Annotated in this window: 10 protein-coding genes, 1 rRNA gene and 2 pseudogenes; 6 read left to right on the forward strand and 7 right to left on the reverse strand. The window is 52.7% G+C overall.

Annotated features, from left to right (window positions below):
• Positions 1 to 31: 31 nt before the first annotated feature.
• A 16S ribosomal RNA gene (locus tag SYMBAF_RS15760) occupies positions 32 to 1,573 on the reverse strand.
• A gap of 442 nt (positions 1,574 to 2,015) precedes the next feature.
• On the opposite strand from SYMBAF_RS15760, the pseudogene SYMBAF_RS18555 reads away from it, so the two are divergent.
• The 3 genes and pseudogenes from SYMBAF_RS18555 to mdtD form a co-directional block, all read left to right on the forward strand.
• Positions 2,016 to 2,113 (forward strand): annotated as a pseudogene (locus tag SYMBAF_RS18555) (FadR/GntR family transcriptional regulator); the annotation flags it as partial.
• A gap of 136 nt (positions 2,114 to 2,249) precedes the next feature.
• A complete protein-coding gene (locus SYMBAF_RS18560) occupies positions 2,250 to 2,687 on the forward strand; it encodes an FCD domain-containing protein (protein WP_404829931.1) in 438 nt (145 codons plus the stop codon).
• Positions 2,572 to 3,978, forward strand: a complete 1,407-nt coding sequence (mdtD, locus tag SYMBAF_RS15775) for a multidrug transporter subunit MdtD (protein ID WP_040264067.1) — start codon at positions 2,572 to 2,574, stop codon at positions 3,976 to 3,978. Before SYMBAF_RS18560 ends, mdtD begins: the two co-directional genes overlap by 116 nt.
• Here mdtD and rbsR read toward each other — a convergent pair.
• The 6 genes and pseudogenes from rbsR to rbsD all read right to left on the reverse strand — a co-directional run bounded on the left by rbsR (position 3,975) and on the right by rbsD (position 9,749).
• Complete coding sequence (gene rbsR / locus SYMBAF_RS15780; RefSeq protein WP_040264065.1) at positions 3,975 to 4,976, reverse strand: ribose operon transcriptional repressor RbsR; 1,002 nt, start codon at positions 4,974 to 4,976, stop codon at positions 3,975 to 3,977. The two genes, mdtD and rbsR, sit on opposite strands and share 4 nt — an antisense overlap.
• 5 nt (positions 4,977 to 4,981) lie before the next feature.
• The gene (gene rbsK / locus SYMBAF_RS15785; protein ID WP_040264063.1) at positions 4,982 to 5,908 is read right to left on the reverse strand and encodes a ribokinase; all 927 of its coding nucleotides are present in this window, start codon (positions 5,906 to 5,908) and stop codon (positions 4,982 to 4,984) included.
• 73 nt (positions 5,909 to 5,981) lie between these two features.
• On the reverse strand, positions 5,982 to 6,869 hold the full coding sequence (rbsB, locus tag SYMBAF_RS15790; protein WP_040264072.1) for a ribose ABC transporter substrate-binding protein RbsB: 888 nt from the start codon (positions 6,867 to 6,869) through the stop codon (positions 5,982 to 5,984).
• A 24-nt stretch (positions 6,870 to 6,893) separates the two neighbouring features.
• Entirely contained in the window at positions 6,894 to 7,859 is a 966-nt protein-coding gene (gene rbsC / locus SYMBAF_RS15795; RefSeq protein ID WP_040264060.1) for a ribose ABC transporter permease, read from the reverse strand.
• 6 nt (positions 7,860 to 7,865) lie between these two features.
• On the reverse strand, positions 7,866 to 9,371 hold the full coding sequence (gene rbsA / locus SYMBAF_RS15800; RefSeq protein ID WP_040264058.1) for a ribose ABC transporter ATP-binding protein RbsA: 1,506 nt from the start codon (positions 9,369 to 9,371) through the stop codon (positions 7,866 to 7,868).
• A gap of 7 nt (positions 9,372 to 9,378) precedes the next feature.
• Positions 9,379 to 9,749: pseudogene (gene rbsD / locus SYMBAF_RS15805) on the reverse strand (D-ribose pyranase).
• Positions 9,750 to 10,039: 290 nt separating this feature from the next.
• Here rbsD and SYMBAF_RS15810 point away from each other — a divergent pair.
• The 3 genes from SYMBAF_RS15810 (at position 10,040) to mioC (ending at position 11,533) form a co-directional block, all read left to right on the forward strand.
• The gene (locus SYMBAF_RS15810) at positions 10,040 to 10,207 is read left to right on the forward strand and encodes a hypothetical protein (RefSeq protein WP_226020395.1); all 168 of its coding nucleotides are present in this window, start codon (positions 10,040 to 10,042) and stop codon (positions 10,205 to 10,207) included.
• 330 nt (positions 10,208 to 10,537) lie between these two features.
• Positions 10,538 to 10,999 carry a transcriptional regulator AsnC gene (asnC, locus tag SYMBAF_RS15815; RefSeq protein WP_040264056.1) on the forward strand — a complete coding sequence of 154 codons (462 nt, stop codon included), beginning with the start codon at positions 10,538 to 10,540 and terminating at the stop codon, positions 10,997 to 10,999.
• A gap of 93 nt (positions 11,000 to 11,092) precedes the next feature.
• On the forward strand, positions 11,093 to 11,533 hold the full coding sequence (gene mioC, locus SYMBAF_RS15820; protein ID WP_006708944.1) for an FMN-binding protein MioC: 441 nt from the start codon (positions 11,093 to 11,095) through the stop codon (positions 11,531 to 11,533).
• The last annotated feature ends 353 nt before the right edge of the window (positions 11,534 to 11,886 follow it).

The raw sequence follows: 11,886 nt of genomic DNA on the forward strand, positions 1-11,886 counted from the left end.
TGAGCACGCCACACAAATCAATATCTTTCGGTAAGGAGGTGATCCAACCGCAGGTTCCCCTACGGTTACCTTGTTACGACTTCACCCCAGTCATGAATCACAAAGTGGTAAGCGCCCTCCCGAAGGTTAAGCTACCTACTTCTTTTGCAACCCACTCCCATGGTGTGACGGGCGGTGTGTACAAGGCCCGGGAACGTATTCACCGCAGCATTCTGATCTACGATTACTAGCGATTCCGACTTCATGGAGTCGAGTTGCAGACTCCAATCCGGACTACGACGTACTTTGTGAGGTCCGCTTGCTCTCGCGAGGTCGCTTCTCTTTGTATACGCCATTGTAGCACGTGTGTAGCCCTACTCGTAAGGGCCATGATGACTTGACGTCATCCCCACCTTCCTCCGGTTTATCACCGGCAGTCTCCTTTGAGTTCCCGACTTTATCGCTGGCAACAAAGGATAAGGGTTGCGCTCGTTGCGGGACTTAACCCAACATTTCACAACACGAGCTGACGACAGCCATGCAGCACCTGTCTCAGAGCTCCCGAAGGCACCCCTCCATCTCTGGAAAGTTCTCTGGATGTCAAGAGTAGGTAAGGTTCTTCGCGTTGCATCGAATTAAACCACATGCTCCACCGCTTGTGCGGGCCCCCGTCAATTCATTTGAGTTTTAACCTTGCGGCCGTACTCCCCAGGCGGTCGATTTAACGCGTTAGCTACGGAAGCCACCCCTCAAGGGCGCAACCTCCAAATCGACATCGTTTACAGCGTGGACTACCAGGGTATCTAATCCTGTTTGCTCCCCACGCTTTCGCACCTGAGCGTCAGTCTTTGTCCAGGGGGCCGCCTTCGCCACCGGTATTCCTCCAGATCTCTACGCATTTCACCGCTACACCTGGAATTCTACCCCCCTCTACAAGACTCTAGCTTGCCAGTCTCAAATGCCGTTCCCACGTTGAGCGCGGGGATTTCACATCTGACTTAACAAACCGCCTGCGTGCGCTTTACGCCCAGTAATTCCGATTAACGCTTGCACCCTCCGTATTACCGCGGCTGCTGGCACGGAGTTAGCCGGTGCTTCTTCTGCGAGTAACGTCAATGCAATGTCTTATTAACACATTACCCTTCCTCCTCGCTGAAAGTGCTTTACAACCCGAAGGCCTTCTTCACACACGCGGCATGGCTGCATCAGGCTTGCGCCCATTGTGCAATATTCCCCACTGCTGCCTCCCGTAGGAGTCTGGACCGTGTCTCAGTTCCAGTGTGGCTGGTCATCCTCTCAGACCAGCTAGGGATCGTCGCCTAGGTGAGCCGTTACCCCACCTACCAGCTAATCCCACCTGGGCACATCTGATGGCGTGAGGCCCGAAGGTCCCCCACTTTGGTCTTGCGACGTTATGCGGTATTAGCTACCGTTTCCACTAGTTATCCCCCGCCATCAGGCAGTTTCCCAGACATTACTCACCCGTCCGCCGCTCGTCACCCAGAGAGCAAGCTCTCTTGTGCTACCGCTCGACTTGCATGTGTTAGGCCTGCCGCCAGCGTTCAATCTGAGCCATGATCAAACTCTTCAATTCAAAGCTTGATATGCTTCAACTTGTGAAGCGCTGCTCAAAGATTTACTGCATGAATGTTACTTCAGGTAGTCACTCTTCAAGACTTGATATTTTTTCGTCCCAACAGGGACGGGATATCGTCTTGTGGAGTGCCCACACAGATTGTCTGATAAATTGTTAAAGAGCGGTAAGTCAGCCGCAGCACGGCGGCAAACTTGAGGTGGCGTATACTACGCTTTCCCTCTGAAGAGTCAAGCCATTATTTTGGCTTTTCCCTTGCTGATCCGGCGGCGTATCTGCCGAAATACCGGGCCAGTGGGGGCGCATTATAGGGCGTTCTCGGCAGCCCGCAACCCCTAAACGCAAAAAACTTTTCAAACACGTTTTTTTTAAGCAAAAGGGATAAAAGCTGGCATTCCCTAAAGTAAAATAAGAGTAACGATGTCAATGAGGAGCCACAGCCATGCAATTCAATGCGCAACAACAGGCCGCTCAACTTGACCTTTCTTACCTACTTGCGGAAAGCTCGGCCAATACATTCTGCAAGGCGACTATCATGCTAGCAGCCAAAGGCATAGCCATACATCAATGCCCGCGTGATACAGCATTTCCTAATATTACCTATTTCACTGGAGCCTCATGCCTGTGCGTTGGTGATAAGCTACGCCAGTGCAAGCAAACCAGGATAATGGTGGAAATGCGCGCGCTGCATACTCAGTTTGAGTGTGAACGCTGGATCGAGGTAGATATCCAAATCCACCGGCTTATCTATAAGGCCAGCGGTAACCTGTTCCTGACCTCTTTCGCCAATTTGTTCAGTTCGGTGTATCAAAGCGACTTTCGCGCCATTATCGGCAATGAATTGATCAAACTCCGGCATAACCAGACGATCGTCAGTGCTATACTCGCCGATGACAGTGCAGATAATCAGGCCACTTGCCAAGTGTTGCTTAAAGAAAAATACTTGAGACATCCCTTGCTTAATATGATGGAAAAAGATCAGAGGGAACAATACAACCATGACCAAATCCGCGCGCAGTATAGCAGGACTACCGTGGATCGCCGCAATGGCGTTCTTTATGCAGGCACTGGACGCTACCATCCTCAATACCGCGCTGCCAGCAATCGCTCATAGTCTGGAACGTTCACCACTGGCGATGCAATCAGTTGTCATCAGCTATACGTTGACAGTGGCGATGTTGATCCCGGTCAGCGGCTGGTTGGCGGATCGTTTCGGCACCCGCCGCATATTTATCTTTGCGGTGTCATTATTTACTCTCGGTTCACTGCTATGCGCGTTGTCACCAACATTGAGCATACTGGTGACCTCACGCGTTATTCAGGGCATCGGCGGAGCTATGATGATGCCAGTGGCGCGGTTGGCTCTGCTACGCGCCTATCCACGCAGCGAACTGCTGCCAGTACTGAACTTCGTCACTATGCCCGGCCTGGTCGGGCCAATTCTGGGTCCTTTGCTAGGTGGTTGGCTGGTGACCTACGCTACCTGGCACTGGATTTTCCTGATCAACATTCCGATTGGCCTGCTTGGCATTTTCTACGCACGCAAATATATGCCAGACTTCACCACGCCCAAACGCCGTTTCGACTTTATTGGCTTTATGCTGTTCGGCCTAAGCTTGATGCTGATCTCCACCGGCCTTGAGCTGTTTGGTGAACAGGTGCTGGCAAGCTACCTCTCGCTGGGTATTCTGCTTAGCGGCTTTGTGGTTCTGTTCGGTTATATCACCCATGCGCGCCACCATACCCAACCGTTAATTGGTTTAGATCTATTCAAAACACGCACATTTTCAATAGGTATTGCCGGCAACGTTGCTTCGCGATTGGGTACCGGTTGTGTGCCTTTCTTGATGCCACTAATGCTACAGGTTGGCTTTGGCTACTCGGCGATTATCGCTGGCTGCATGATGGCACCAACAGCGATCGGCTCACTTATGGCAAAATCTACCGTCACTCAGGTGTTACGCTGGTTCGGCTATCGCAAGACACTGGTCAGCATCACCGTCATCATCGGCGGGCTGATCGCCCAGTTCGCCCTGCAAAGCCCTAGCATGCCACTGTGGATGATGATCCTACCACTGTTCGTGCTGGGAATGGCAATGTCCACCCAATTCACTGCCATGAACACCATCAGCTTGGCGGACTTAAACGACGCCAACACCAGCTCTGGCAACAGCGTATTGGCAGTGACCCAACAGTTGTCCATTAGCTTCGGGGTGGCGATCAGCGCGGCAGTGCTACGCTTTTACCAATCCCTGTCACTCGGTACCATGATCGAACACTTCCATTACACCTTTATCACCATGGGGGTGGTCACCGTGGCTTCGTCGCTGGTATTTATGTTGTTGAGAAGAAAGGATGGCCACAATCTTATCAGCGGCCAGGAATCCAAGAAGGAAGCGAGCTAAAGCTGGCTCACTGAGGCACGCTCCACCAGTTTAGGGGTCAATACCAGCACCTGAGTCCCGCGCTCACGGTTTTGCAGGCGATTGATCAGCGCGTCGATCGCCAATTCACCCAGCGAGTCCTTCGGCTGGTGAATAGTACTCAGCGGAGGTGCCAAATATTTGGCCAACTCAATATCATCGTAGCCCATCACCGCCATGTCCTGCGGCACCGACAGTCCGACTTGATACAGCGCCTGATAGACGCCTACCGCTACCGCATCGTTACCGGCAAACACCGCATGCGGCGGCTCATCCAGCGTCAGCAGTTGCCGCATAGCGTTAACCCCGCCTTCAAATTCAAAGTCGCAGTGCACTTCATAGCCCACCGGGACAGGCAGACCGGCGCGCCGCATCGCATTGCGATAGCCCTCCAGACGATGACGAGCGGTGGTTTTATTCTGCGGGCCGGCAATGCAGGCTATTTTGCGGTAGCCGCAGGCGATCAGATGATTGGTCGCCATCTCGCCGCCCAGCAGCGAATTGTCCTGAATAATGTCGTTGGTGCCTTCAAACGGCGCCCAGTCCATCATCACTACAGGTAAAAAAGGGTAGCGGCTCAGCACATCCTGCGATGGTCGGTGATCCTCGGTGCACATCAGCAACAAGCCGTCGACGCGTTTTTGCAGTAATATTTCAATGCTGCGGTTCATGCGCGCGGCGTCTTCTTCAGTATTGCACAGGATCAGGCTGTAGCCGCGTTTGTAGCAGCTGCGTTCAACGCCGTGCACCACTTCAGCATAAAACGGGTTATTGCTGGAGGTAACCAGCATGCCGATAGTGCGCGTCTGGTTGAGCTTCAGGCTGCGCGCCAGAGCGGAGGGCGCGTAGTTCAACTGTTCAACGGCCGCCATGACTTTGTCGCGCACGCTGTCACTGACGAAGCGATTATTGTTGATCACATGCGAAACGGTGGAGGTTGAAACGCCCGCCATTCGGGCAACATCTTTCATGGTGGCCAAAGGGCTTACTCCTGCTGCTGCAAGAAGGCGTCGATCTCTTCGCGCCAGGGTACGGAAGGCTGCGCGCCGGGAAGAGTCACGGCGATCGCCGCCGCCGCATGGGCGAAGCGCACCGCATCCGTCATGGTTTTCCCTTCCAGCAACGCCGTGACCAGCGCGCCGTTGAAGATATCACCGGCGGCGATGGTGTCCACCACTTTCACCTTGAAGCCCGGTATCAGCTTGCCGTTGCCGTTTTCACTCAGCCATACGCCACGGCTGCCGAGGGTGATAATCACCGTGCAGATGCCCTTGCCATGCAGGGCCTGAGCCGCGCGCGCCACGTCTTCGTCGCTATCTACCGCAATGCCGGTCAGGCGTTGGGCCTCGGTTTCGTTGGGGGTGATAATATCGATCATCGCCAGCAGTTCGTCCGGCAGCTCACGTGCCGGTGCCGGGTTGAGGATCACCTGCGTTTGATGCTGCTTCGCCAAGCGGGCGGCGGCGATAACCGTCTCCAGCGGCGATTCCAACTGCAGCAACAGGGCATCGGCGTCGATCACCTGCTGTTGGTAACGCGCCAGATAATCCGGCGTGACTGCGGCGTTGGCACCATCATCAATGCCAATGACGTTTTCGCCTTCGGCATTAACAAAGATCAGTGCCACGCCGGTGATGCTATCGGCGATGGCCTCAATCGGTTGGGTATCAATGCGATCGGTCACCAGTTGTTGGCGGATGCGTTCACCGATATCGTCGGTGCCAACGCAGGCGATAAAGGCAATATCCGCCCCGCTGCGCCCGGCCGCTACCGCCTGATTCGCGCCCTTGCCACCAAACGCCACCTTATACTGTTTCCCGATCACCGTTTCACCCGGGTGAGGGAACTGTTCAATATTGAGGATATGGTCGGTATTGATGCTGCCTATAACCACTAGCTTACCTGTTTCCATCGCATTAATTCCTGAATTACGCGCCATCATAAAATGGCACTGGTATAATTTAGGATCTATCCCATTAGGCTTTTTATTGGGTGATCAGTTTCAAATCTACTGGAATAGTGGCCGGCACTTTCTCGCCTTTTAACACTTTATCGGCGGTTTCCACACCCATTACGCCGATCCGATCTGGGCGCTGCGCTATGGTTGCCGCCAGCTTGCCGCCTTCCACGGCCTTCACACCATCAGCGGTGCCGTCGAAGCCTACCACGACCACATCGGATTTTCCGGCGGTTTGCAGCGCACGCAACGCGCCCAACGCCATTTCATCGTTCTGAGCAAACACTGCCTGCACGTCCGGGTGAGCGGTCAGCAGGTTCTGCATCACATTCAGGCCTTTGGTACGATCAAAGTCGGCTGGCTGGCTAGCCAGCAGCTTGAACTTGTTCTGATCCAGCGACTGTTTGAAGCCTTCGCCGCGCTCACGTGCGGCAGAGGTGCCAGCGATGCCTTCTATCTGGATCACTTTCGCATCTGCGCCCACTTTCTTGGCGATGAAATCGCCAGCCATTTTACCGCCCACGCGGTTATCTGAGGCGATATGACTGACCACCTTGCCCTTGCTCGCCACGCGATCCAGGGTGATGACCTGGATCTTGGCCTGGTTAGCCATATTGATGGCGTTGCCGACCGCATCGGAGTCTGTCGGGTTGATCAGCAGTAGCTTAGGGGCCTGCACCATCAGATCCTGCACGTTGGCCAGTTCTTTCGCCGGGTTGTTTTGCGAATCCAGCACCACCAGGTTGTAACCCAGCTTGTTGGCTTCCTGCTGCGCGCCTTCCTTCATCGAAACGAAGAATGGGTTGTTGAGGGTAGAAACCACCAGCGCGATGGTGTCTTTAGCCAGCGCGTTAACGCTCAGCATGGAGCTAAGGGCGAAGGCGGAGGCTAAAATTGCCAGTTTTTTCATTTTCATCATCGTGATTCCAGTAGAGGGAGGTTACTTGTTGCTTTTGTTATCTACCAGAACCGCCAACAGTATCACCACTGCTTTCACGATCATTTGGTAGTAAGAAGAAACACCCAGTAAATTCAGGCCGTTGTTCAGGAAGCCAAGTATCAGCGCACCGATCAAGGTACCGACGATGTGGCCCTTGCCACCCGCCAGGCTAGTGCCGCCTAGCACCACGGCAGCAATGGCGTCTAGTTCGTAGCCAGTACCGGCGGTTGGCTGCGCCGAAGATAGACGTGCCACTTCGATCACCCCGGCCAACGCCGCCAACAGGCCGCACAGCGAATAAACAATAATTTTCACTTTATCGACGCTGATGCCGGACAGGCGGGTCGCCGCTTCATTGCCGCCCAGCGCATAAATATAGCGGCCCAGGCGGGTGTGGTGCAGCATATACCAGGCGGCGATAAACACGACAGCCATAATCCAGATCGGAGTGGGCACGCCCAGTTGCCGGCCAATGCCGAACCAGCCGAAGGAGTCAGCCTCGTCGGTAAAGCCGGTATTCACTGGGCTGCCGTTGGTGTAAACCATAGTGGCACCACGCAGCAACAGCATCATCACCAAAGTGGCGATAAATGCCTGAACCTTGCCTTTGGCGACGATCACCCCGGTGCAGGCACCAATCACCGCCCCCAGCGCCAGCGCAGCCGCAACGGCCACTACTGCATTTACCTCAAAACCGACGATCGAGGCTGCCACCGCACCGGTCAGCGCCAGCAACGATCCAACCGACAAATCGATGCCGGAAGTGAGGATCACCAACGTCATCCCCACCGCCATAATGACGTTCACCGAGGTTTGCTGCAAAATATTGAACAAGTTGTTCAGGGTGAAGAAACTCGGACTCATGGAAGAGACCACGGCAATAAGCACCAGTAGAGCAATCAGGGATTTTTGCTCTAACAGCCACTCCTTACTGAACCAGCGCTTTACGACAGTCTGGGAACTCATATCTGATTACTCCTGCTTTACGCCGTATCGCTTGCTGATGGCCGCAGCCATCAATGCTTCCTGGGTGACCTGTTCAATCGGGAACTCACCGTTGAGATGACCTTCGTGCATCACCAGGATGCGATCGCTCATACCCATCACCTCCGGCATTTCCGAAGATACCAAAATGATGCTCAGCCCTTCCTGCTTGAACTGGTTGATTAACATATAGATCTCTTTTTTAGCGCCGACGTCGACACCGCGCGTCGGTTCATCAAGGATCAGCACCTTTGGCCGGGTCATCAAGCCGCGGGCAATCGCCACTTTCTGCTGATTACCGCCGGAGAGCAGGCCTATCGACTGCTCCATCGACGGAGTCTTGATATTGAACAGGCGGATGAAATCGTTCACCGCCTGCTGCTCATCAGCTTGTTTCAGGCTGCCGCCGGCGCGGCTAAAATAACGCAGTGCGGTCAGCGACATGTTTTCCTTCACCGACATGCCCAATACCAGGCCATCGCGCTTGCGGTCTTCGGATATATAAACGATGCCGTTCTCCAGGCCATCCTGCGGCGAATGGGCGATCACCTCATGGCCGTCGAGAGTCACGCTGCCGGCTTTACGCGGCACCGCGCCATAGATAATTTTCATCAGTTCGGGGCGCCCGGCACCCATAAGCCCGGCTACGCCGAGGATCTCCCCACGGTACAACGTAAAGCTGGCATCGTTGACACCGGGACCGGAAAGGTGTTTGACCTGTAGGCATTTTTCACCGCGCGGCAGCTTAAGGCGCGGATACTGCGCCTCCAGCTTACGGCCGACCATCATTTCGACAAGCCGATCTTCATGCAACTCGCTTACCGGGCACTCGACGATAAACCGACCGTCGCGGAACACGGTGACGTCATCGCAAATTTCAAAGATCTCTTTCAAGCGGTGCGATATATAGACAATCCCGCAGCCTTCCGTCTTCAGTTCGTCAATCACCTTAAACAAGGAAGCGGTTTCGGTATCGGTCAACGCATCTGTCGGTTCATCCATAATGATGACTTTTGATTCGAAACTCAGCACCTTGGCGATCTCCACCATTTGCTGATCGCCGATCGATAGCTCACCCACCAACCGGTGGCTGCTGTAGCGTAAATTGAGACGGTCCAGCAGCCGATCGGTCTCTGCGTACATGCGTTTCCAATCGATGCAGCCGAAACCGTTGACGAACTCGCGGCCGAGGAAGATGTTTTCCGCAATAGTCAATTGCGGGATCAGGTTCAACTCCTGGTGGATAATGCCAATACCCGCGTCCTGAGAATCTTTGAGTCCCTTGAAAACCACCTCTTTACCGAGAAAATACTGGCTGCCGGCGTCTTTTTCATAGATACCGGTTAGCACTTTCATCATGGTGGATTTTCCGGCACCGTTTTCCCCCACCAGCGCCATCACCTTGCCCGGATAGACGCTGAGGGCGGCACCGGAAAGCGCTTTCACGCCGGGAAAGGCTTTATCAATCCCTTTAAGTTGCAGTAAAGGTTGCATAAATACCTCAGAAAGTTACGCCGACGTATAGGATCACGTTCGCATGAGGTGAACAATTCCCCGCTACGGATCACCGCCCGGCTGTGCTCAGTCTGCGCTTTAAACGCCTCATGGCTGATATAGCGTAGGCTGATGGTATTTCCCTGGAATTGGCCAAGCTGTGTCAGATGGACCAGCAACGCCTGATAGAGCGACGAATTTTGCTCAACGAGTTCTTCCGCCAAGATGGCTCTCTCTACCTGCATCTCCTGCATCACCACCCCGAGTACCTGCAAAAACGTCGGCACTCCCTGGCTCAGCGCCAGATCGATACGCTGCATTACCGCCGGTATCGGTATGTCCTAGCCGCGCGATCACGGCAGACACTTCAGAATTCAGTAATACGCCTTTTTCATGTTCTCAATCCGGCAGCAAAACGTTTCGCTATTCGGAGAGTTTAAAAAAACGTCAGGGGAAGGCAACCGGGAAAATAAAGAAGTGTGAACGTTATCGAAACGTTTCGCTCGCACTATGGAAAGCGTAATGTAATAGAGCAAGAGGCGGGAACGCTCTCGCCGTCCTCTCACAGCACCGGACGTACAGTTCCGTATACGACGCTTCATTGTTAACTCTGGAACTGCTGCCGCAGTTGCATGATATTCAAGTCAATCATCTGAGCATCGAAAGCCGTGCACTGGATAACTAGGCGGCGACATGCGCACCAAACTGAACGGCATCAGCATTGCCCAGCAATCGATCTGGAGGTGGACGAACCGCTGCATCTGACGGTGTTGGACGTTAGCCACAAACCTTCGCTACTGGCACTGCCAAGCAAGCAAACCACCGCCAGACCATAGGCGATACTGGATGAAATGGAGGCATTGTCCAGCGTGTTGTTTTTGGATAAACTTTTTTTACTGCCGTATATCTTACAATTCTGTCTCTGTTGCAGCGATTAAGAGTCTATCCCAGTAGGCGTAGTTTGGACACAGACAACACGCAACAACCTGAGCGTACAGGAAATCCGTGAGGATGGCGAGCACAGCCCAGGTGCAAAAATGAGATAGGATCTAAGCAACAGAACGGCACCACAATTCAATATCCATCAATCTATATTGCCATTTCACTTTCAATCGTTCATTTTTGTCGGTTGATGGTTTAGTAGTCATTAATTAATGGGGAAACAAATGGCGGAAATTTATCAGATAGATGATCTTGATCGCGGTATCCTCAACGCCCTGATGGACAATGCGCGCACGCCCTATGCCGAACTGGCTAAGAACTTTGCCGTTAGCCCCGGCACCATTCATGTGCGGGTGGAGAAGATGAAACAGGCCGGGATCATCACCGGCACACGAGTGGACGTGAACCCCAAACGGCTGGGTTACGACGTTTGCTGCTTTATCGGCATTATATTGAAGAGCGCTAAGGACTATCCTTCGGCACTGAAAAAGCTCGAAAGCCTGGAGGAAGTGGTGGAAGCATATTACACCACCGGCCACTACAGCGTATTCATCAAAGTCATGTGCCGATCGATAGACACACTTCAACAGGTACTTATCAACAAGATCCAGACCATTGATGAGATCCAGTCTACTGAAACGCTGATCTCGTTGCAGAACCCCATCACACGTACCATTACACCCTAAGTGCTCAATTATTATACCCGTATTATCCACAGGTAGATCCCAGTCATTTCACAACGTACAATGCGGCCACTTTTAAAAAGGGGGGGATCATTCATGGCAGACATTACTCTAATCAGTGGTAGTACGCTTGGCAGTGCCGAATACGTTGCTGAACATTTGGCCGAGAAGTTGGAAAAAGCGGGTTTTTCTACTGAGACCTTGCACGGCCCAGAGCTAGATGAATTGCCCCTGTTTGGCCGCTGGCTGGTGGTTTCTTCCACCCACGGTGCCGGGGAACTGCCGAATAACTTACAGCCACTATTAGAACAGATCGCTAACCAGCAGCCGGATCTTTCTAACATGCAGTTTGGCGCAGTCGGCTTAGGCAGCTCTGAATACGATATCTTTTGTGGGGCGATCAAACAGATCGACAATATTCTGATCGCCAGAGGGGCAACAAGGATCGGCAGCCGATTTGAGATCGACGTGACTGAACACGAAATCCCAGAAGATCCAGCAGAGGAATGGGTAAAAAACTGGATTAATTTACTCTAATCTGCTCAAATAGCATGCAAATAATTGTGGATAAATAAGCTTAAAAGCAGGGTAAAAGCAGTAGTTATCCCAATAACAACCGTATATTTCTTAATTGGCTGTGCATAACATGCTATTTAGATCCCAGCTTATCTTTGACAGGATCACTGATCATCCACAGTTAATGATCCCTTTTAATTTACTGATATAAAAAAGGAATAATCACTTACCCACAGAAGATCACGATCCTAATAAGAAATATAATAAAAGATCTTTAAATAAAAAGATCTTCTTTTAATTACCGACGATCCTGGGCACTTGGTCAATCGTCTAAACTTGAGTAGAATCTCCCACCTCAGGGCAAACACGATCTT

This window comes from Serratia symbiotica, assembly GCF_000821185.2.
Lineage (GTDB): Bacteria > Pseudomonadota > Gammaproteobacteria > Enterobacterales > Enterobacteriaceae > Serratia > Serratia symbiotica.

What these genes read in the sequence shown, in the direction of transcription:
- rbsB (WP_040264072.1), bottom strand. Translation starts at nt 6,869, where the DNA reads ATGAAAATGAAAAAACTGGCAATTTTAGCCTCCGCCTTCGCCCTTAGC.
- rbsK (WP_040264063.1), bottom strand. Translation starts at nt 5,908, where the DNA reads ATGGAAACAGGTAAGCTAGTGGTTATAGGCAGCATCAATACCGACCAT.
- rbsC (WP_040264060.1), bottom strand. Translation starts at nt 7,859, where the DNA reads ATGAGTTCCCAGACTGTCGTAAAGCGCTGGTTCAGTAAGGAGTGGCTG.
- asnC (WP_040264056.1), top strand. Translation starts at nt 10,538, where the DNA reads ATGGCGGAAATTTATCAGATAGATGATCTTGATCGCGGTATCCTCAAC.
- mioC (WP_006708944.1), top strand. Translation starts at nt 11,093, where the DNA reads ATGGCAGACATTACTCTAATCAGTGGTAGTACGCTTGGCAGTGCCGAA.
- SYMBAF_RS18560 (WP_404829931.1), top strand. Translation starts at nt 2,250, where the DNA reads ATGCGCGCGCTGCATACTCAGTTTGAGTGTGAACGCTGGATCGAGGTA.
- rbsA (WP_040264058.1), bottom strand. Translation starts at nt 9,371, where the DNA reads ATGCAACCTTTACTGCAACTTAAAGGGATTGATAAAGCCTTTCCCGGC.
- mdtD (WP_040264067.1), top strand. Translation starts at nt 2,572, where the DNA reads ATGACCAAATCCGCGCGCAGTATAGCAGGACTACCGTGGATCGCCGCA.